Source organism: Pseudonocardia sp. UM4_GMWB1 (assembly GCF_017312155.1).
Lineage (GTDB): Bacteria > Actinomycetota > Actinomycetes > Mycobacteriales > Pseudonocardiaceae > Pseudonocardia > Pseudonocardia alni.
Genome location: NZ_QJPN01000001.1, coordinates 1,613,928 through 1,634,536, shown reverse-complemented (window position 1 = coordinate 1,634,536; position 20,609 = coordinate 1,613,928). Strand labels below are relative to the sequence as shown.

At 72.3% G+C, this 20,609-nt stretch carries 18 protein-coding genes; all 18 read right to left on the bottom strand.

The annotated features are described in order from the left end of the window. Window positions 1–17: 17 nt before the first annotated feature. The 18 genes from atpD to DMP15_RS07840 all read right to left on the bottom strand — a co-directional run bounded on the left by atpD (window position 18) and on the right by DMP15_RS07840 (window position 20,579). Window positions 18–1,451 (bottom strand): F0F1 ATP synthase subunit beta, encoded by a 1,434-nt coding sequence (atpD, locus tag DMP15_RS07925; protein ID WP_073578511.1) that lies wholly within the window; start codon window positions 1,449–1,451, stop codon window positions 18–20. Further along, entirely contained in the window at window positions 1,451–2,473 is a 1,023-nt protein-coding gene (locus tag DMP15_RS07920) for a F0F1 ATP synthase subunit gamma (protein ID WP_073578512.1), read from the bottom strand. The genes atpD and DMP15_RS07920 overlap by 1 nt, the downstream gene beginning before the upstream one ends. A 12-nt stretch (window positions 2,474–2,485) precedes the next feature. Further along, a complete protein-coding gene (gene atpA, locus DMP15_RS07915) occupies window positions 2,486–4,123 on the bottom strand; it encodes a F0F1 ATP synthase subunit alpha (RefSeq protein WP_337825586.1) in 1,638 nt (545 codons plus the stop codon). 75 nt (window positions 4,124–4,198) lie between these two features. Then, window positions 4,199–5,029: a F0F1 ATP synthase subunit delta gene (locus tag DMP15_RS07910; RefSeq protein ID WP_073578514.1), complete on the bottom strand. Its 831-nt coding sequence runs from the start codon at window positions 5,027–5,029 to the stop codon at window positions 4,199–4,201. Continuing rightward, on the bottom strand, window positions 5,029–5,577 hold the full coding sequence (locus tag DMP15_RS07905; protein WP_179761945.1) for a F0F1 ATP synthase subunit B: 549 nt from the start codon (window positions 5,575–5,577) through the stop codon (window positions 5,029–5,031). Before DMP15_RS07905 ends, DMP15_RS07910 begins: the two co-directional genes overlap by 1 nt. A 63-nt stretch (window positions 5,578–5,640) precedes the next feature. Beyond that, entirely contained in the window at window positions 5,641–5,886 is a 246-nt protein-coding gene (locus DMP15_RS07900) for a F0F1 ATP synthase subunit C (protein WP_020621511.1), read from the bottom strand. Window positions 5,887–6,010: 124 nt separating this feature from the next. Continuing rightward, on the bottom strand, window positions 6,011–6,784 hold the full coding sequence (atpB, locus tag DMP15_RS07895; protein WP_062397367.1) for a F0F1 ATP synthase subunit A: 774 nt from the start codon (window positions 6,782–6,784) through the stop codon (window positions 6,011–6,013). Window positions 6,785–7,144: 360 nt separating this feature from the next. Then, window positions 7,145–7,621 carry a hypothetical protein gene (locus DMP15_RS07890; protein ID WP_139283054.1) on the bottom strand — a complete coding sequence of 159 codons (477 nt, stop codon included), beginning with the start codon at window positions 7,619–7,621 and terminating at the stop codon, window positions 7,145–7,147. Between the two features lie 280 nt (window positions 7,622–7,901). Continuing rightward, window positions 7,902–9,752: a glycosyltransferase family 4 protein gene (locus DMP15_RS07885; protein ID WP_337825585.1), complete on the bottom strand. Its 1,851-nt coding sequence runs from the start codon at window positions 9,750–9,752 to the stop codon at window positions 7,902–7,904. Between the two features lie 38 nt (window positions 9,753–9,790). After that, window positions 9,791–11,074 carry a serine hydroxymethyltransferase gene (glyA, locus tag DMP15_RS07880; protein WP_073578516.1) on the bottom strand — a complete coding sequence of 428 codons (1,284 nt, stop codon included), beginning with the start codon at window positions 11,072–11,074 and terminating at the stop codon, window positions 9,791–9,793. A gap of 75 nt (window positions 11,075–11,149) precedes the next feature. Continuing rightward, window positions 11,150–11,812 carry an L-threonylcarbamoyladenylate synthase gene (locus DMP15_RS07875; RefSeq protein ID WP_174565925.1) on the bottom strand — a complete coding sequence of 221 codons (663 nt, stop codon included), beginning with the start codon at window positions 11,810–11,812 and terminating at the stop codon, window positions 11,150–11,152. Between the two features lie 104 nt (window positions 11,813–11,916). Next, a complete protein-coding gene (prmC, locus tag DMP15_RS07870) occupies window positions 11,917–12,819 on the bottom strand; it encodes a peptide chain release factor N(5)-glutamine methyltransferase (protein WP_073578517.1) in 903 nt (300 codons plus the stop codon). A 68-nt stretch (window positions 12,820–12,887) separates the two neighbouring features. Continuing rightward, window positions 12,888–13,964, bottom strand: coding sequence for a peptide chain release factor 1 (prfA, locus tag DMP15_RS07865; RefSeq protein ID WP_073578518.1), 1,077 nt, complete (start codon window positions 13,962–13,964; stop codon window positions 12,888–12,890). An 88-nt stretch (window positions 13,965–14,052) separates the two neighbouring features. Then, entirely contained in the window at window positions 14,053–14,274 is a 222-nt protein-coding gene (gene rpmE / locus DMP15_RS07860) for a 50S ribosomal protein L31 (protein WP_062397374.1), read from the bottom strand. Window positions 14,275–14,406: 132 nt separating this feature from the next. After that, window positions 14,407–16,791 (bottom strand): transcription termination factor Rho, encoded by a 2,385-nt coding sequence (gene rho / locus DMP15_RS07855; protein ID WP_337825584.1) that lies wholly within the window; start codon window positions 16,789–16,791, stop codon window positions 14,407–14,409. Window positions 16,792–17,116: 325 nt separating this feature from the next. Beyond that, a complete protein-coding gene (thrB, locus tag DMP15_RS07850) occupies window positions 17,117–18,019 on the bottom strand; it encodes a homoserine kinase (RefSeq protein WP_100878604.1) in 903 nt (300 codons plus the stop codon). Further along, on the bottom strand, window positions 18,019–19,035 hold the full coding sequence (gene thrC / locus DMP15_RS07845) for a threonine synthase (RefSeq protein ID WP_237454079.1): 1,017 nt from the start codon (window positions 19,033–19,035) through the stop codon (window positions 18,019–18,021). Before thrC ends, thrB begins: the two co-directional genes overlap by 1 nt. 164 nt (window positions 19,036–19,199) lie before the next feature. Next, a complete protein-coding gene (locus DMP15_RS07840; RefSeq protein ID WP_073578522.1) occupies window positions 19,200–20,579 on the bottom strand; it encodes a homoserine dehydrogenase in 1,380 nt (459 codons plus the stop codon). Between the last annotated feature and the right edge of the window lie 30 nt (window positions 20,580–20,609).

The window sequence follows — 20,609 nt, the reverse complement described above, 5'->3', positions numbered from 1 at the left end:
TCAGCAGGCATCGGTGATCAGCCCTCGAGCTTCTTGCGGTTCTTCTCCAGGTCGTCGAGACCGCCGCAGAGGAAGAACGCCTGCTCGGGGACGTCGTCGAACTCGCCCTTGGCGATCTTGTCGAACGCCTCGATGGTCTCCTTGAGCGGGACCGTCGACCCCTTCTGCTGGGTGAACTGCTCGGCCACCAGCAGGTTCTGGGACAGGAAGCGCTCGATCCGCCGTGCGCGGCCGACCAGCTGCTTGTCCTCCTCGGACAGCTCGTCGATGCCGAGGATGGCGATGATGTCCTGCAGGTCGTTGTACTTCTGCAGGATCCGCTTGACCTCGTTGGCGACGCGGAAGTGCTCGTCGCCGACGTACTGCGGGTCCAGGATCCGCGAGGTCGAGGTCAGCGGGTCCACCGCCGGGTAGATCCCCTTCTGGGAGATCGGCCGGGAGAGCTCGGTGGTGGCGTCGAGGTGCGCGAACGTCGTCGCCGGAGCCGGGTCGGTGTAGTCGTCCGCGGGGACGTAGATCGCCTGCATCGAGGTGATCGAACGACCGCGGGTCGAGGTGATCCGCTCCTGCAGCTCACCCATCTCGTCGGCCAGGGTGGGCTGGTAGCCCACCGCGGACGGCATGCGGCCGAGGAGGGTCGACACCTCCTGGCCGGCCTGGGTGAACCGGAAGATGTTGTCGATGAACAGCAGGACGTCCTGCTCCTGCACGTCGCGGAAGTACTCCGCCATGGTCAGCGCGGAGAGCGCGACGCGCATACGGGTGCCCGGCGGCTCGTCCATCTGACCGAACACCAGGGCGGTGTTCTTCATGACGCCCGACTCGGTCATCTCCGTGATGAGGTCGTTGCCCTCACGGGTGCGCTCACCGACGCCGGCGAACACCGAGGTGCCACCGAAGTTCAGCGCGACACGCTGGATCATCTCCTGGATCAGCACGGTCTTGCCGACGCCGGCACCACCGAACAGACCGATCTTGCCGCCGACGACGTAGGGCGTCATCAGGTCCAGGACCTTGATGCCGGTCTCCAGCATCTCGGTCTTGCCCTCGAGCTCGTCGAAGCGCGGGGCCTTCTGGTGGATCGACCGGAGGTCACCGGTGAACTGGATGGACGGGTCGTCCAGGCAGTCGCCGAGGGCGTTGAACACGTGGCCCTTGACCTGGTCGCCCACCGGCACGGAGATCGGGCGGCCGAGGTCGGTGACCTCCTGGCCGCGCACGACACCGTCGGTCGGCTGCATGGAGATGGCCCGGACCAGGTTGTCACCCAGGTGCGTGGCGATCTCCAGCGTCAGCTTGCGCTTGTCGCCGGAGAGGTCCACCTCCAGCGTGAGGGCGTTGAGCAGGTTCGGGACCTGGTCACGCGGGAACTCGACGTCGACGACCGGGCCGGTCACCTGGACGACGCGCCCGGTGATCGGGCCGGCCGAAGTTTCGGCGGTCGTGGTCATCAGCTCTCACTTCCTGCGCTGGCGAGAGCGTCGACCCCACCGACGATCTCGCTGATCTCCTGGGTGATCTGTGCCTGGCGAGCCTGGTTGGCCTCCAGGGTCAGGCTACGGATCAGTTCGTTGGCGTTGTCCGTCGCGGCCTTCATGGCCCGCTGCCGGTTCGCCGACTCCGACGCCGCCGACTCCAGCAGGGCCGCGTAGAGGCGGGCCCCGATGTACTTCGGCAGCAGCGCGTCGAAGAGCGTGTCCGGGTCCGGCTCGAACTCGTAGAGCGGCTGGAGCCCCTTGCTCTCCGGGTGGTCCCGCTGGCTCTCGGCCGTGTCGGCGTCGGCGTCGCGGGCGACCGAGGGCAGCTCCGACCCGGCACCGACCGGCCTCGAGGAGGCGCTGTCGGCCGCGTACTCGACCTCGAGCGGAGCCATCCGCCGGGCCTGCGGCACCTGGGTGATCATGTTCTTGAAGCTGGTGTAGACGAGGTGCAGCTCGTCCACGCCGGTCACACCGTCGGTGTTGCCGTCGTGGTCGTCCTCACCGGCCATGAACGCGTCGACCAGGGCCTTCGCCGCCTCGGCCGCGTGCTCGTAACCGGGCTGCTCGGAGAAACCGGTCCACGACTGCTCGACGTCCCGGTTGCGGAACCGGTAGTACGAGACGCCCTTGCGGCCGATCACGTAGAGCACAGGCTCCTTGCCCTGCTCACGGAGCAGGGCCTGGAGCTTCTCGGCCTCCTTGAGGACGTTGGCGTTGTAGCCGCCGCACTGACCGCGGTCACTGGTGACGACCAGGACCGCGGCCCGCTTCGGCTGCTCCCGCTCGACGAGCAACGGGTGGTCCAGCGCCGAGTTCGACGCGAGCTCCGACAGGGTGCTCGTCATCAGCTCGGCGTACGGACGTGCCTCGTCCACCCGTGCCCGGGCCTTCGCGATCCGAGAGGTCGCGATCAGCTCCTGGGAACGGGTGATCTTCTTGATGGACTGCGTCGACCGGATACGCCGGCGCAGCACCCGGATCTGTGCCGCCATCGGGTATCAGCCTCAGTTCTTCTTGACCGTGACGGTCTCCTGCTCGACATCGTCCTCGTCGAGGGCCTTCTCGGCCTTCTCCTTGGGGACGACCGAGGAACCGTCGGACGCGGTGAACTCGTTGCGCTTGAACTCGTCGACCGCCTTGGTCAGCGTCTCGACGGCGTCGTCGGAGAGCTTCCCGGTGTCGGTGATCTCGTTCAGGGCGCCGGAGGCGTGGCGACGCGAGTACTCGCGGAACTCCGACTCGAAGCGCTGCACGTCGGCGACGGGCACCGAGTCGAGCTTGCCGGAGGTGCCCAGCCAGATCGAGACGACCTGGTCCTGCACCGCGACCGGCGCGTACTGCGCCTGCTTGAGCAGCTCGACCAGGCGCTCGCCACGGCCCAGGGCTGCGGCCGACGCGGCGTCGAGGTCGGAACCGAAGGCGGCGAACGCCTCCAGCTCACGGAACTGCGACAGGTCCAGACGCAGCGAGCCCGAGACCGTCTTCATGGCCTTGATCTGCGCCGAGCCGCCGACCCGGGAGACCGAGATACCGACGTTGATCGCCGGCCGGACACCCTGGTTGAATAGGTCGGACTCGAGGAAGACCTGGCCGTCGGTGATCGAGATGACGTTGGTCGGGATGTAGGCCGACACGTCGTTCGCCTTGGTCTCGATGATCGGCAGACCGGTCATCGACCCCGCGCCGAGCTCGTCGGAGAGCTTCGCGCAGCGCTCCAGCAGACGCGAGTGCAGGTAGAAGACGTCGCCCGGGTAGGCCTCACGGCCCGGCGGGCGGCGCAGCAGCAGCGAGATCGCGCGGTAGGCCTCGGCCTGCTTCGACAGGTCGTCGAACACGATCAGGACGTGCTTGCCCTGGTACATCCAGTGCTGGCCGATGGCCGAGCCGGTGTAGGGCGCGAGCCACTTGAAGCCGGCCGGGTCGGACGCGGGGGCCGCGACGATCGTCGTGTACTCCAGCGCACCGGCGTCGGCGAGCGACTGCCGGACGCCGGCGATCGTGGAGCCCTTCTGGCCGATGGCGACGTAGATGCAGCGGACCTGCTTCTTCGGGTCGCCCGACTCCCAGTTCTCCTTCTGGTTGATGATCGTGTCGACGCAGACCGCGGTCTTGCCGGTCTTGCGGTCGCCGATCACCAGCTGGCGCTGGCCGCGGCCGATCGGGGTCATGGCGTCGATGGCCTTGATCCCGGTCTGCAGCGGCTCGCCGACGGACTGGCGGTCCATCACGCCGGCCGCCTGGAGCTCGAGCACGCGGCGGGCGTCGCTCTCGACGTCGCCGAGGCCGTCGATCGGGTTGCCCAGCGGGTCGACGACCCGGCCCAGGTAGCCCTCGCCGACCGGCACGGACAGGACCTCGCCGGTACGGGTGACCTGCTGGCCCTCCTCGAGGCCGGTGTAGTCGCCCAGGACGACCGCACCGATCTCGTTCTGCTCGAGGTTCAGCGCGACGCCGCGGACGCCGCCCTCGAACTCGAGCAGCTCGTTGGTCATGGCCGAGGGCAGACCCTCGACGTGGGCGATGCCGTCACCGGTGTCGGCGACGGTCCCGACCTCACGGCGGGACGTGCCGCTCTCCAGCGACGAGACGTAGCTGGAGATCGCACTCCGGATCTCCTCGGAGGAGATCGTCAGCTCTGTCATGGCTGCGTCGTTCCTTCTCTCGAACGGGGTCTTCGGGTCGTTCCGCCGGGGTCCGGCGATCGCGTCCGAAGCAGGTCAGCTGGGCAGGGATCGGCGAGCTGCGGCGAGTCGACCCGCCACGCTGCCGTCGATGACCTCGCCGCCGACCTGCACGACCAGGCCTCCGAGGAGGCTCCGGTCGAGCTCGACCTGCAGGGAGATCGTGCGGCCGTACATACGGCCCAGTGTCTCGGCGAGCGTGGTCTCCTGCTCGGAGGAGAGCTCGACGGGTGTGCGCACCTTGGCGACCGAGCGGTCCCGGCGGGCCGCCGCGAGCTCGGCGAGCTCCTCGGCGACGACGTCGAGGTGCCGGCTGCGGGGCAGCCGGACCGCTTCGCGGAGCAGCGTCGCCGTCACCGGGTAGACCTTCTCGCCGAGCACCGAGTCCAGGAGCTGGACGCGACCCTCGACGGGCCGGGCGGCGTCGCCGAGCAGGCTCGCCAGCTGCGGTTCGCGGGCGACGACCCGGCCGAACCGGAACAGCTGGTCCTCGACCTCGTCGAGGGAGCCGTTGCGGTCCGCGATCGCGATGGCCGTGCGGCGGGCCAGGCCCTCCGCGCCGGTGACGATGTCGCGGGGGGTGGACCAGCGCTTGCCCGCCAGCTCGGAGACGAGGTCCACGGTCGGCTGCGAGAGCTGGGACCCGAACAGCCGGCGGACCAGGTCCGCGCGGGCGTCCTCGGGGGAGGACGCGTCGGCCAGCAGGCGCCGGACGGAGCGCTCGGAGTCCAGGAACCGGGCCACCGCGAACAGCTCGTCCGCGGTCGTGGTCAGGTCCCGGGCCGACGCGGAGTCGGTCCAGGAGTCCAACCGCTCGGTCAGCGCCGCGAGGGACTCACGGCTGGCGGGCTGCAGGACAGCCGCCATCAGTTCGCCCCGCTCCGCTGGGCCACGCCCTGCTGGTCGAGCTCACCGAGGAACGAGTCGATCGTCGCGGAGCGACGCGAGTCGTCGGCCAGCTGCTCGCGCAGCAGGCGCTCGGCCAGCTGGACCGACAGGCCCCCGACCTCGCTGCGCAGAGCACGCTGGGCGGCGTCGCGTGACGCGGCCACCTGCTCCTCGCCACGGGCCTTGATGCGCGCGGCCTCGGCCTCGGCCTCCTCGCGGAGCTCGGCCTTGATCTGCTGGCCCTCGGCCCGGGCGTCGTCGCGGATGCGCGCCGCCTCGGCCCGGAGGCCGGCGAGCTGCTCCTCGTACTCCTTCTTCAGCCGGTCCGCCTGCTCCTGGGTCTCCTGAGCACGCTTGAGGCCGCCCTCGATCGCGTCGGTCCGCTCCTCGTAGAGCGTCTCGAAGCGCGGGACCGCGAACTTCCAGAGCAGGAACAGCAGGATCGCGAACGCGACCACACCGAGCACGAGCTCATCGAGGTGCGGGAGAATCGGAAGCGGCTGTTCGGCGGCGAGAATCAGTTCCACCGTGTGTCCTTCCCTGACATGGCCGCCGGTACCGGGACCGGCATGAGAGTGATCTGCCGGCTCTTACTGCGCGATGAAGAAGAGCACCAGGCCGATCAGCATGACCAGCTCGGCGAGGACGAAGGTGGTCCAGCCGATACCCATCAGCTGGCCGCGGGCCTCCGGCTGGCGGGCGGTGCCGCTGATGACGGCCGACCAGATCAGGCCGACGCCGATACCGGCGCCGATGGCCGAGGCGCCGAACCCGATGGCCGCGAGGCCCGGGTTGATGTTGGCGGCTTCCTGGGCCAGAACCTGGGTGACGTTCACTTCGGGTTTCCTTCCGTCGGGTCCGCGGGATGCGGGTCGTTCGGTGTATCGGCCCGGACGGGCCGGCGGATGAAGCAGGTGGTGCGAGCGCGGTGCCGGCGGCACCGAGGTCTCGGTGGTGCTGTCAGTGGTCCTCGGAGATCGCCGCGCCGATGAACACGGCTGCCAGCAGGGCGAAGACGTAGGCCTGGATGACCTGGACCAGCGCCTCCAGGAACGTGAACGCGATCCCGGCGGCGAACACCACCGGGGACGCGATGACGAGCGCGGAGCCCGCCGACACCAGGAACGCCGCACCCACGGCGGTCAGGGCGAGGATGAGGTGGCCTGCGAACATCGCGGCGAACACACGCAGAGCCAGCGAGAGCGGCTGCACCAGGAACTTCTGCAGCAGCTCGATCACGATGATCAGCGGCGCGATGAAGACCGGGACGCCCGGCGGCAGCGCGGCGTGCTTGATGTAGCCGAAGAACCCGTGCTTCTTGAACCCGGCGTAGTGGTAGAAGACGTAGACGAACAACGCCAGCGCGATGGGGAACCCGATCCGCGACAGCGTCGGGAACTGGATCACCGGGATGATCGCGAAGATGTTGTTGACCAGGATGAAGCTGAACAGGCCGAGGATCAGCGGGATGTACCGCTTGAAGTCCTCGGAGCCGATCTGGTCACGCGCCATCGTGTTGCGCGGGATGTTGTAGAAGGACTCCAGTCCGAACTGGAATCGGCTCGGCACGATGGACAGCTTGCGCGTGCCCAGCGTGAAGACGGCCGCGACGATGATCAGCGACAGGACCGCCAGCACCATCGGCTTGGTGACGGCGCCGAAGATCGGCGGGTACTCGAACAGACCTGCGCCGGGCGGAGTGAACTCCTCGGCCGCCAGTACCAACGTGCCCAATGGGGGTCCTTCCGGTGCTCCCGTTCCGCATCCACGCGGAACGGGGGATCGCCTGCAAGGTGCCTCGTGGCGCGATGTGTTTCCGGGCGGCCGGGTCGAAACACCGGAAGTCACCCACATCGCCTACGTGGCGGATGCTATCAGCCGTACTTCTACACGATGTCGGGGGCTCGTACGCACCTCACCTGCGCGTTCGTCCGACGAAACGATCTTGATCGGGTCCGGTGGGTCGCGTCGGGTGATTCACCGTTAACTCCCCCGGCGGTCGCCGCCCGGCCATCCGCCCGACGCCCTCGACAGCCCCCGCGGACGCCCGCGAGGGCGCCGCAGGAACGGACGAAACGGTCGTCGAACCCCAGGTCAGGCATCTGTGGACCCCGGATCGGTGCCGATCAGGATCTGGAGCTTCTGCCCTGCCCAGGCCTCCGCCGCCGTCGTCGTGATGAAGACGACGAGCATGGTGACGGCCAGTGACATGCGGTGCAGACCCGGCGCACCCCCGAGGGTGAACAGGGCGAGCAGGAGAATGATGGCCTTCATCGCGAGGCCGCCGAATGCGGCCAGCATCACAGCGCCCGGCTCGAGATGGGTCGTACGCAGCATCAGCACCGGCGTGAGCAGGGCCGAGCCGATGGCCAGCAGACCACCGAGGGCCGCGGCGGACAGGCCCGGGACCCCGGCTGCGACGATCCCGCCGACGGCGCAGACCACCGTGGTGGCCACGCCGACCAGGGCGGCGCCGCGGGCCATCGACCCCGACAGCCGCCGCACGACCTGCGCCTGACCGAGCGCGGGACCGTCGTACTCCACGGTCCCCCAGCGGTCCCATCGCCACACGGTGCGTCCGCCTCCCGGCTCACCGGCCGCCCCACCAGCGGGTACGGCTCCGCGCACACGGTAACCGGCGGGTCCGGCGCCCCGACCGGCGCCGTCCCCCGCGGTGTCCCGTGCCGCCCGGCCCGCGTCGAGAAGCTCCCGAGCGTCGTCGGACCGCCGTCGGGCGGCACCCAGGTGCTTCTCGACGCGCTCGACGGCCCCGGGACCGGGCGACGTACGGGGCGGGCGGGCCTGATCCGTGAGCGCGGACACCTCTCCCCAGGGCCAGGACCGGCGCCGGTCAGGCGTCGCGGTCCCGGGCGGGGTGGTGCGCGGGGGTGGGGACGGTCGGCTGGTCCGGCCCCGGTGTCGCGGCGGGGTGGGCGCGGTGGCCGGTGCCGCGCGGGTGCTGCGGGCGGGGTGGGACCGGCCCGGGGTCGGTCGGGGCCGGCGTCGGCGGTCCGGCGGCCGTGCCGCGTGGCATCCGCGGACGGGCGGCGACGGGCCGGGGCGGGGTCGGTGGTGTGGGCGGCCCGGCATCGGCGGACGTCATCGGGCCGACGTGTTCCGGCCCCCCGGTCGGGGTGCCCGCGAGCCGGGTGGGTCCGGGTCCGGCGGGCGCAGGTCCCGCAGTACCGGCGACCAGCGGTCCCCCGGTGCCGGCGGGCGCGCGTCGCGTCCCGGTCCGCGACGGGCCACGCCCGCCGCTCGGCCGGTGCGCGCCCCGCGTCCACGGCGCAGGCCCCCCGGGTGCGTCCCGACCCGATGTGTCCCGCCGTGACGGCTCCCGACCGGACGTGTCCCCGCTCGGCACGACCCGGCCCGGCACCGGTGCCGCCGCGGCGGGGCCCGGCGGTCCGGGGCCGTCCTCGACCGGACCACCGGCGGACGGCCGGGCCGGGGGCGCCCGGCGCCCGGGCCCGGCGTCCGGGAGGTCGTCGGTCGAGGCGATCGCCGTCTCCCCCGCGGCGACCGGCGCCGCGGAGGCGGCGTTGCGCATCCGCGACCGGTGCGGCACCGCCGAGGCCACGAACGCCACGACCAACGCGATCCCGGTCGCGGCGAGCACCAGCCCGGTGCGGGGGACCAGGGCCAGCGCGACCGCGCCGAAGGCGATCACCGCGACCCACAGGTAGACCAGCAGCACCGCGCGCCGGTGGCTGTGCCCGACCTGGAGCAGGCGGTGGTGCAGGTGCATCTTGTCCGGGCTGAAGGGGCTGGTCCCGGCCCGGGTCCGGCGCACGACCGCCATGAGCAGGTCCAGCGACGGGATGAAGACGATCCCGACCAGCACGACCACCGGGGAGACCAGCGCCAGCAGATCCCCGGCCGACGGGGTGTCCGACTGCGGGACGCGGCCGGACGCGCTCGTGATCGCGGCGGCCAGCATCACCCCGACCATCATCGAGCCGGTGTCCCCCATGAAGATCCGCGCGGGGTGGAAGTTGTGCGGCAGGAACCCCAGGCAGGACCCGGCGAGCACCACCGCGAGCAGCGCGGGGACGAACGTGGCCGGATCGTTGCCGTTCTCGCTGATCAACCCGATGCAGAACACCGCGGTCGCGAGCGTGGTGATCAGCCCGATCCCCGCGGCGAGCCCGTCGAGCCCGTCGACGAAGTTCATCGCGTTCACCAGGACGACGGTGACCAGCACCGTCAGCAGCACCGACTGACTCTGCCCCAGCGCCAGCACCGACCCGCTGAGGAACGAGTCGCCGCCGATCGGGATCCAGATCTGGAGCCACTGGACCCCGTACAGGACCAACAGCCCGGCCGCGGTGACCTGCGCGGCGAACTTGGTGAGGGCGTCGAGGTCGTAGCGGTCGTCGAGCATCCCGACGCCGACCAGCAACCCGGTCGCGACGACGACCCCGACGACCTCGGTGCTCTGCTCGAAGTAGGCCAGCCGCAGGGCCGGGAGCTGCAGCGACAGCAGCAGCCCGGCCAGCACCCCGCCGAACATCGCGAGGCCGCCCCACCGCGGGGTCGGGGTGACGTGCACGTCCCGTCCCCGCGGCCAGGCGACCGCGCCGACCTTCAGTGCCAGCATCCGGACCGGCCCGGTCAGCAGCAGCGTGACGACGGCGGCGACCAGCCCGACGAGCAGGAGCTCCCGGATGGGGAGTCCGTACGTGAACTGGTCAGTGGGCACGTCGCGAGCGCCTCTCCGCCTCCGCCGTGGGTCTCAGGTCATCCCCGAGGGTAGGCCGGTGCCTTCGAGACGAGCGCGGTGACCGCCTTCGCGACGTCGGCGAGTTCGGCGTCGCCGGCCGTGGTGTCGTGCTCGGCCTTGACCGCGCGGGCCAGCAGCGCGCCGACCTCGGCCATGTCGGCCTCGGTCATCCCCTGCGTGGTGACGCTGGGCGAGCCGACCCGGATGCCGGACGGCTTCATCGGCGGCGCCGGGTCGTAGGGGATCGCGTTCTTGTTCAGCGTGATGCCGGCGCGGTCGCAGCGGGTCTCCGCCTCCGACCCGGTGACGCCGATCGGACGCAGGTCCAGCAGCGCGAGGTGGTTGTCGGTGCCGCCGGAGACGGCGCGCATGCCCTCGGACTCCAGGCTCGTCGTCAGCGCCCGGGCGTTCGCGACGACCTGGCGGGTGTAGGCCTGGTACTCCGGCTGCGCCGCCTCCTTCATCGCGACGGCCTTCGCGGCGACCGCGTGCATCAGGGGGCCACCCTGGGAGAACGGGAAGACGGCCTTGTCGATGGCCTTGGCGTGCTCCTCGCGGCACAGCACCATGCCGCCGCGCGGGCCGCGCAGGACCTTGTGCGTGGTGGCGGTGACGACGTCGGCGTAGGGCACCGGCGACGGGATCGCCTTGCCGGCGACCAGGCCGATGAAGTGCGCGGCGTCGACCATGAGCTTGGCGCCGACCTCGTCGGCGATCTCGCGGAACACCGCGAAGTCGATCAGGCGCGGGTACGCGGTCGCACCGGCGATGATGATCTTCGGCTGGTGCTGCTTGGCCAGGTCCCGGACCTGGTCGTAGTCGATGACCTCGGTGTCCTCGCGGACCGTGTAGGACACCGCGTTGAACCACAGGCCGGAGAAGTTGACCTTGCTGCCGTGCGTGAGGTGGCCGCCCTGCTTGAGGTCCATGGCCAGCACGGTGTCGCCGGGCTTGGCGAACGCGGCGTAGGCGGCGAGGTTCGCGCTCGCGCCGGAGTGCGGCTGGAGGTTGGCGTGCTCGGCGCCGAAGAGCTCCTTCGTGCGCGCGTTGCCGATGTTCTCCGCGACGTCGACGACGCCGCAGCCCCCGTAGTAGCGGCGGCCGGGGTAGCCCTCGGCGTACTTGTTCGACAGCGTCGACCCGAGCGCCGCCAGCACCGCGGGGCTGGTCAGGTTCTCGCTCGCGATGAGCTGCAGTCCGCCGCGCAGGCGCTCGAGCTCGTCCAGCACGACGCCCGCGATCTCGGGGTCCTGCTGCTGCAGTGCGTGGAAGTCCGGTCCCCAGAAGGTCTGCTCGCTCACGCCGGGACACGCTACCCGCTGCCATCCCCGCAGGCCGCGGCCGTGCAGGCGTGATCACACCCGCGGGTGGCCCCCTCAGACCCGGTCGACCTCCTGGCCGACGACCTCCTCGACCTGTTCTGCGGTCACCCCGCCCTCGCGCAGCATGCGCGGCCGGGCGCCGGTGAGGTCGACGATCGTGGAGGCGACCGGGTCACCGGACGGGCCGCCGTCGAGGTAGACCTGCGCGCTCGAGGCCAGCTGGGTGATCGCCTCGGTCACGTTCGACGCCGGCGGGTTGCCCGAGGTGTTCGCGCTCGACACCGCCATCGGCCCGACCTCGCGCAGCAGCTCCAGCGCGACCGGGTGCAGCGGCATGCGCAGCATCACCGTCCCGCGGGTGCTGCCCAGGTCCCAGGCCAGCGACGGCGCGTGCTCCAGCACCAGCGACACCTCGCCCGGCCAGAACGCCTCGATCAGCGCCCGGGCGGACTGCGGTACTCCTGAGACGAGGCCGTCGATGGTGGTCCAGGAACCGACGAGCACGCCGACCGGCATGTCCGGGCCGCGCCGCTTGGCGGCGAGCAGCGCGCGCACGGCGGTGCCGTTGAACGCGTCGCAGCCGATGCCGTAGACGGTGTCGGTGGGCAGGACGACCAGCTCACCCGCCCGGACGGCGCGCGCGGCGGCGGTCAGACCGCGTGTGCGCTCGGCGGGGACGCTGCAGTCGAACAGCGGCTGGGTCTGCGGTGCACTCACGATCCGCGAGGATACGACCGTGCCGCGCGGGGGTGCGGGGCGGCTCACATCCGCGGCGCCGGCGGGACGTCCGGACGACCGCTCCCCGCTGGGTGGGACGGGCGTCAGGGGCAGGGGACGCGGCGGGCGGTGACGAAGCGCGGGCGGCCGGTGAGGTCGTCGTGCTCGGTGACCTCACCCAGCGTGCGCCGGCGACGCAGCAGTGCCGGGACCGTCTCGCCGTGGGTGTCGTCGTGCTCGATCGCGAGGTGCCCGCCGTGCCGCAGCCATCCGCTGGCCCCGCGTACGACGGCCTGGATGATCTGGGTGCCGTCGGGCCCGCCGAACACGGCGCCGGGCGGGTCCCACCGCTCCACCTCGGGCGGCACCGGCGTCCCGTCCGGGACGTAGGGCGGGTTGCAGACGACCAGGTCGACCGCACCCTCCAGCTCGATGAGCAGGTCGGTCCACCGGACGTCGGCGACGTGCAGGGTCACCGGGCGCCCGCCCGCGGCGACGTGCGCGTCGAGGTTGCGCCGGGTCCAGGACAGTGCCGACGGGTCGGCCTCGAGAGCGTGCACCTCGGCGTCGGGCCGGGACACCGCGAAGGCCAGCGCGAGCGCGCCGGAGCCGGTGCAGAGGTCGAGCACCCGGGGGCGGCTCACGTCGCGGATCGCGGCGAGGCCCCACTCCAGCAGCAGCTCGGTCTCCGGGCGCGGGGTGAACACCCCTGGTCCGACGGCGACCTCGACCGGGCCGAGTACCGCGGTGCCGAGGATGTGCTGCAACGGTTCGCGGGTCGCGCGGCGGGCCACGAGGGCCTGCAGCCGTTCGACGACCGGTGGGTCCACCAGCGGGGTCATCAGCAGTGTGGACCGCGAAGAGCCGAGCACGTGCGCGGCGAGCAGCTCGGCGTCGACGCGCGGGGACGCGACACCGGCGGCGGCCAGGGTGCGCTCGGCCTCCGCGATCGCCACCCGGAGCGGCAGCCGGCTGCCGGTCGTGGGGCTCGCCGTCGTCTCGGTCACGGCTCCAGTGTCCCGGCTGCGGGGCGCGGGGACACCGCAGGTGACCGGAGCATCACCTGAGCGGGGGATCATTCCTGCTCCTGCTCCCCCGCCATGGCCTCGGCGCGCTCGGCCGCGGTCAGAGCGGCGAGGACGTCGACGAGGTGGCCGTCGAGCACCGCGGACAGGTTGTAGGCCTTGAACCCGACACGGTGGTCGGAGATCCGGTTCTCCGGGTAGTTGTAGGTACGGATCCGCTCCGAGCGGTCCACCGTGCGGACCTGCGAGCGACGCTGTTCCGACGCCGCCTCGGCCGCCTCGGCCTCGGCCTTCGCCTGCAGCCGGACCCGCAGCACGTCCATCGCACGGGCCTTGTTCTGCAGCTGGGAGCGCTCGTTCTGGCAGGTCACGACGATGCCGGTCGGCAGGTGCGTGATCCGCACGGCGGAGTCGGTGGTGTTGACGCTCTGCCCGCCGTGGCCCGAGGCCCGGTAGACGTCGACCCGGATGTCGGCGTCGTGGATCTCGACGTCGGGTGTGTCGTCGGCGTCGGGGAAGACCAGGACACCGGCCGCGGAGGTGTGGATGCGGCCCTGCGACTCGGTGACCGGGACGCGCTGGACGCGGTGCACGCCGCCCTCGAACTTCAAGGCGGCCCACACCCCGTCGACCGGGTCCTTGCTGCGCAGGGACAGCGTGATGTCCTTGTACCCGCCCAGATCGGACGGGGTGGCGCCGAGGACCTCGACCTTCCAGCCGCGGCTCTCGGCGTAGCGGCTGTACATGCGCACGAGGTCGCCGGCGAACAGCGCGGACTCCTCGCCGCCCTCGCCGGACTTGACCTCCATCAGGACGTCGTCGCCGTCGTGCGGGTCACGCGGGCGCAGCAGCTCGGTCAGCTCGGTCTCGAGCTCGACGATGCGGGTGTCCAGGGCGTCGGCCTCGGCGGCGAAGGCGCGGTCCTCGGCGGCGAGCTCACGGGCGGCGTCGCGGTCGTCGCGGACCTGGGCGAGCTCGCGGGCGCAGCGCACGACCGGGCCGAGCTCGGCGTAGCGACGGCCCAGCTTGCGGGCCTGCGCCTGGTCGGAGAGGACGCCCGCGTCGGCGAGGCGCTGCTCCAGCTCGGCGTGCTCGTCGAGCAGGGCGTCGACCGACTGCGTGCTCATCGGAGATTCCTTCGAGGCGCTGGGGCGGGAACGCGAAACGGCGCCCGCCTCCTCGCGTGCGGCGAGGCGACGGGCGCCGTGTCGGGAGCTACTTGGCGGCGCGCTCGCGCTTCCCGTAGCGGGCCTCGAAGCGGGCCACGCGGCCACCGGAGTCCAGGATCTTCTGCTTGCCGGTGTAGAACGGGTGGCAGGCGGAGCAGACCTCGACGCTGATGGCGCCGCTGTTCTTGGTGCTGCGGGTGGTGAACTGGTTGCCGCAACCGCAGGTGACCTGGGTGTCGACGTACTGAGGGTGGATTCCCTCGCGCATGGCTCTCTCCTCATCGTTGGCCGCCGGGTCCCTGGTACGACCAGGGTGAACCGGTGCCGGGAAGCTGACGGTCCATTCAACCATCCGGGCCCCGGCGGAATTCCCACCGGGGCCCGGACGGCACGGCGACGACTAGTCCTCGTCGTTGCCGGGGGCGTTCTTGGCGACCTGCATCAGGAACTCGATGTTGGTCTTGGTCTTCTTGAGCCGGCCGAGCACCAGGTCGAGCGCCTGCTGGTCGTCGAGCGCGGCGAGGACGCGGCGGAGCTTCACCATCACCGCGTGCTCGTCGGGCGACATCAGGAGCTCCTCCTTGCGGGTGCTCGAGTCGCCGACGTCGATGGCCGGGAAGATCCGCTTGTCGGCGATCTTCCGGTCCAGCTTGAGCTCGGCGTTGCCGGTGCCCTTGAACTCCTCGAAGATCACCGTGTCCATCGTGGACCCGGTCTCGACCAGCGCGGTCGCGAAGATGGTGAGCGAGCCACCGTCCTCGATGTTGCGCGCGGCGCCGAGGAAGCGCTTCGGCGGGTACAGCGCCGTGGAGTCGACACCACCGGACAGGATCCGGCCCGACGCGGGCGCCGCCAGGTTGTAGGCGCGGCCGAGGCGGGTGATGTTGTCCAGCAGGACGACGACGTCGTGCCCCATCTCGACCAGGCGCTTGGCCCGCTCGATGGACAGCTCGGCGACGGCGGTGTGGTCTGCCGGCGGGCGGTCGAAGGTCGAGGCGATGACCTCGCCCTTCACCGACCGCTGCATGTCGGTGACCTCCTCGGGCCGCTCGTCGACGAGGACGACCATGAGGTGGCACTCGGGGTTGTTCGTGGTGATCGCGTTCGCGATGTTCTGCATGATCGTCGTCTTGCCCGCCTTGGGCGGGGAGACGATCAGCGCACGCTGCCCCTTGCCGACCGGCATGATCAGGTCGATCACGCGGGTGGTCAGCTGCGTCGGGTCGGTCTCCAGGCGGAGCCGCTCGTTGGGGTAGAGCGGGGTCAGCTTGGTGAACTCGGGCCGGTTGCGTGCGGCCTCCGGGTCCCGCCCGTTGATCGAGTCGACGCGCACCAGCGGGTTGAACTTCTGCCGCTGCTGCTCGCCCTCGCGGGGCTGGCGGACGGCGCCGGTGATGGCGTCGCCGCGGCGCAGGCCGTTCTTGCGGACCATCGACATCGACACGTAGACGTCGGTGGGGCCGGAGAGGTAGCCGGTGGTCCGGACGAACGCGTAGTTGTCGAGGATGTCCACGATGCCGGCGACCGGCAGCAGGACGTCGTCGTCGCGGATCTCGGTGTCCACGCCACCGCCGGTGGCGCCGCCACCGGTGCGCTCGCGGTCCCGGCCGCGACGGCGGTCGCGGAAGCGGCGGCCGCGGCGGCCGCGGCCGTCACCGTCGTCACCGTCGTCGTCGCGGAAGTCGTTCCGGTCGGTACCGCGGTCGTTGTTCCGGTCGTTGTTCCGGTCGCCGTTGCGGTCGTTGTTCCGCTCACCACGGTTGTCACCGCGGTCGCCGGTCCGGTCGTTGTTGCGGTTCCCGCGGTTGCCGCGGCCGGAGTCGTCACCGTCGCGGTTGCGCCCGCCACGGCCGTTGTCGCCGTTGCCGCGGCCGTTGTCGTCGCGGCCCTCACCGGTGCGGTCGCCACCGTTGCGGTCGCCACCGCGCTCGGCGTTGCGGTCGGCGCCACGGCCACGACGGCGGTCGCCGTCGGTGCCGGGGTCGTCGCCGTCGGCGTCGCGAGGGGCGTCCTTCTGGCCCGCGTCCCGCTGGCCCGCGTCCGTGGCGGGGTCCTTCGGGGCGCCCTGGGGGCCGTTGTCCTTCTGGCCGTTGTCCTTCTGGCCGTTGTCGTCGCCCTGCCCGCGGCGGCGGGTCCGGCCACGACGACCGGCGCCGTCGGCGTCCTCACGGCGCTCCTCGGCCGGGGCCGGGGTGCTGTCGGCCTTCTCCGGCGCGCTCGCGGCGGGGGCGGCCTGCTCGGGCGCGGCGGCCGGGGCGCTCCCGGCGGCGGCCGGGGCGGCACCGTTGCCGGTGGAGGTGCCGGGGTCGCCGGTGGCGGCGTCGGTCACGGTGGCGTCGGGGGCGCCGGCCGGACGGGTCGCAGCACGGCGACGACGGGTGCGCGGCGCGGGGGCCTCGGCCTGCTCGGCGGCCTGTCCGCCCTGGTCACCGGCCTGCTCGGCAGGTGCCTGGGGGGCGGCCGGCGCGGCGGAGCCGTTGCCGGCGGGGGCCGCGGCGGTGTCGCCGAGGGCGAGCTGCGGCGCGCCCGCACCGTCGGAGCCGGTGGTGGCGGCGGGGTCCGCCTTCGCCTTCGGCTTCTTCGCGGGGGCCGCCGCCGCTCCGCCCTGACGCTCCTTGATGGCCGCGATCAGGTCGCCCTTCCGCATGCCGGAGATGTCCGGGACGTTCAGCTCGGTGGCCAGCTGGCGCAGCTCGGCCAGCACCATGCCGGACAGGCCGCCGCGTCGGCGGGGCGCCGCCTCGGCCGACGCGGTCCCGGTACCGGCGAGATCGGTCTCGCTCACAGAGTTCCTTCCTGACCGACCCGGTTACCTGTCCAGGTCAGGGGATGTCACACGCTCGGCCGATACGGAGACCCCGTATCGGCAGCATTCACAGATGGAGTCCCACGACGACGTCGCGGGAGTCAGGCCGCCCGTTCGGGATTCCGAGTCCAGTTCAGAAAGGAGATCGGGCGAGCGGGCCCGGCCGCAAGACTACGCCGATGTCGCGTGGATCGCCATGCACGGGCGACACTAGTCCGTACACCCCGGGGCGGCAACAACCCCCCTCGGGCGACGCGCCGACACACGGGGTCGCGTACCTCACGTTCCCGGCGGGCACCGGTGCTCAGCGGACCTCGACCTGCACACCGGTGGCGTCGACCGGCAGCCGCTGCACCGCGAAACCGTCGGTGTCGACGCCGTCGGGCAGCACGCCGTCGCGGGTCAGGGCCAGCACCGTCGGCCCGGCGCCGGAGATCGCGGCGGGTACGCCGTGCTCGCGCAGCGCCTCGACCAGCCGCAGCGACGACGGGTACGCCGGCCGCCGGTAGGGCTGGTGCAGCCGGTCCTCGGTGGCCGCCATGAGCAGGTCCGGCCGCCGGGTCATCGCCAGCACCGCCAGCGCGCAGCGGCTGCCGGTGAACGCGGCGTCGGCCAGCGGGACCTGCTCGGGCAGCAGCCCCCGGGTGGTCTTGGTCGAGGACTCGACGTCGGGCACACAGGCGACCGGGTGCACGTCGGGGTGCACCTCCAACCTCTCGGCGTGGAAGCGCCGGGCCGACCCCGCCGCCTCCCAGGCCACCACGAACCCGCCGAGCAGACTGGCCGCGGCGTTGTCGGCGTGGCCCTCCATGCCGGCGGAGAGCTGCAGCAGCGCATCGCGCTCCAGCTCCGGGTCCCGCCCGGCCAGCACGGCGGCGGCCGTCACCCCGGCGACGGCGGCCGCCGCGGAGCTGCCGAGACCGCGTGAGTGCGGCACCGCGTTGAGACAGCGCAGCCGCAGCCCCGCGGGCGCCCCGCCGAACGTCTCGAAGGCCAGACGCATCGCCCGCAGGACCAGGTGCCGCTCGTCGCGGGGGACGTGTCGGCAGCCCTGCCCCGCGACGTCGACGAACACCCCCGGCGTCTCGAAGGTCTCGACCTCGATCTCGTCGTACAACGCCAGGGCCATGCCGAGGGAGTCGAAGCCGGGGCCGAGGTTGGCCGTCGACCCCGGGACCCGCACCAGTACGCGCGTCGGGCGACCCATCAGGCCAGCTCGAGCGCCGCCGCGACCGCACCGGGGTCGATCGGGACGATCTCCGGGTCCGGCGCGGTGAGCAGAGCGGTGTCGGGGTCCTTCAGGCCGTGCCCGGTCACCGTGCACACCACGAGGGAGCCGGGGGGCAGCGACCCGTCGGCGTGGCTCTGCAGCAGCCCGGCGACGCTGGACGCCGATGCGGGCTCGACGAACACGCCCTCCTGCGCGGACAGCATCCGGTAGGCGGCGAGGATCTCGTCGTCGGTGACGGCGGCGAACTTCCCGTTCGACTCGTCGCGCGCGGTGGTCGCGCCCTTCCACGAGGCGGGGGCACCGATCCGGATGGCGGTCGCGATCGTCTCGGGGTCGCTCACCGGGGCGCCGTGCACCAGCGGTGCGGCGCCGGCGGCCTGGAACCCGAACATCCGCGGCAGCGCGGAGATGACGCCGTCGGCGTGGTAGCCGCGGTAGCCGTGCCAGTACGCGGTGATGTTGCCGGCGTTGCCGACCGGCAGGCAGTGCACGTCCGGGGCGCGGTCCAGCTGGTCGCAGATCTCGTAGGCGGCCGAGGCCTGGCCGGCGATCCGGGTCGGGTTCACCGAGTTGACCAGCGCGATCGCCGGGTAGTCGGCGGTCGTCTTGCGGGCCAGCTCCAGGCAGTCGTCGAAGTTGCCGTCGATCTGCAGGATCCGGGCGCCGTGCGCGACGGCCTGGGCGAGCTTGCCCAGCGCGATCTTCCCGGTCGGCACGAGCACCGCACAGGTCATCCCGGCACGGGTGGCGTAGGCGGCCGCCGACGCCGAGGTGTTGCCGGTGGAGGCGCACAGCACGCTGGACTTGCCGTCGGCGAGCGCGGCGGTGACCGCCATCGTCATGCCGCGGTCCTTGAACGAGCCGGTCGGGTTGGCGCCGTCGACCTTCAGGTAGACCTGGCAGCCGGTCAGCTCCGACAACCGGGGGGCCGGCAGCAGCGGCGTGCCGCCCTCCCCCAGCGTCACCACGGTCCAGTCCGGCTGCACCGGCATCCGGTCGCGGTAGGCCTCGATGACACCCGGCCACTGGCCGGGTGGCGGCGGCGCGACCGCACCGGCGACCTGGGTCACCGGACCGAAGGGACCGGACGCCGGCCCCCGGACTCCTCGCACGCTGCCCGTCACAACCGGTCCACTCCCTGATCCCCCACCTGTGGTCATTCGCCCATACCCAGTGCGCTCACCGCGCGGCCCAGCCCCTCGACCCGCAGCACCCCGGCGACGCCGAGCACGTGGTCGAGGTCCAGCAGCGCCGACACCGTGGCCGACAGCGCGGCCTCCGGCGCCGAGTGCGTGACGACCGTCAGCCGGGCCTGGCTGCGGTCCGAGCCGTCGGCCCGGTCCACCGAGCCGTTCACCCCGCCGGTCTGGCGGACCGCGGCGATGGAGACGCCGTTCCGCGCGAACTCGCTCGCGATCGTGGCGAGCACGCCCTCGCGGTCGGCCACCTCGAGGTCGACGTGGTACCGGGTGGGCACCTCGCCGATCGGGCGCACCGGCAGGCTGGCGTAGGCCGACTCGCGCGGCCCGCGGCCGCCGCCGACCCGGTTGCGGGCCACCGCGACGAGGTCGCCGAGCACCGCGGAGGCGGTCGGCGCGCCGCCTGCGCCCTGGCCGTAGAACATCAGCTGGCCGGCGGCCTCGGCCTCGACGAACACCGCGTTGTACGCGCCGTCGACGCCCGCCAGCGGGTGCGAGTCGGGGACCATCGCCGGGTAGACGCGCGCCGAGACCGACTCGGTCCCGTCCGTGGCCACCACACGCTCGCAGATGGCGAGCAGCTTGATCGTGCAGCCGAGCCTGCGGGCGGCGGCGACGTCGGCCGAGCTGACCCCGCGCATGCCCTCGCGGTGCACGTCGGAGGCGGTGAAGCGGGTGTGGAACGCCAGCGAGGCCAGGATCGCGGCCTTCGAGGCGGCGTCGTAGCCGTCGACGTCGGCGCTCGGGTCGGCCTCGGCGTAGCCCAGCCGGGTCGCCTCCTCCAGCGCGTCGGCGTAGGACGTCCCGCCCGAGGACATGGCCGAGAGGATGAAGTTCGAGGTGCCGTTGACGATGCCGGCGACCCGGGTGATGCGGTCCCCGGCCAGGGACTCGCGCAGCGGGCGCAGCAGCGGGATCGCTCCGGCGACGGCGGCCTCGTAGTAGAGGTCGGCGCCGGAGGCGTCGGCGGCCTCGGCCAGGGTCGGGCCGTCCTCGGCGAGCAGCGCCTTGTTCGCCGTCACGACCGAGCGGCCGGACTTGAGCGCCTCCAGCAGCCAGCCGCGGACCGGCTCGATCCCACCGATGACCTCGACGACGACGTCGACGTCGTCGCGGGTCACGAGCTCGCCGGCATCGGTGGTCACCAGGTCCGGGAAGTTCTCGGTCAGCCAGGGGTGCCGGTGCGGTCGCCGCACGGCGACCCCGGCCAGCTCGATGCGGGCTCCCACCCGCGCGGCCAGCTCGTCGGCCTGCTCGGTGATGAGCCGGACCACCTCGGTGCCGACGGTGCCGCAGCCCAGCAGTGCCACCCGGACGGCGCCGGTCTCGCTCGCCACGTGTCCTCCTCGCGTGCGCGCACCCCTCGG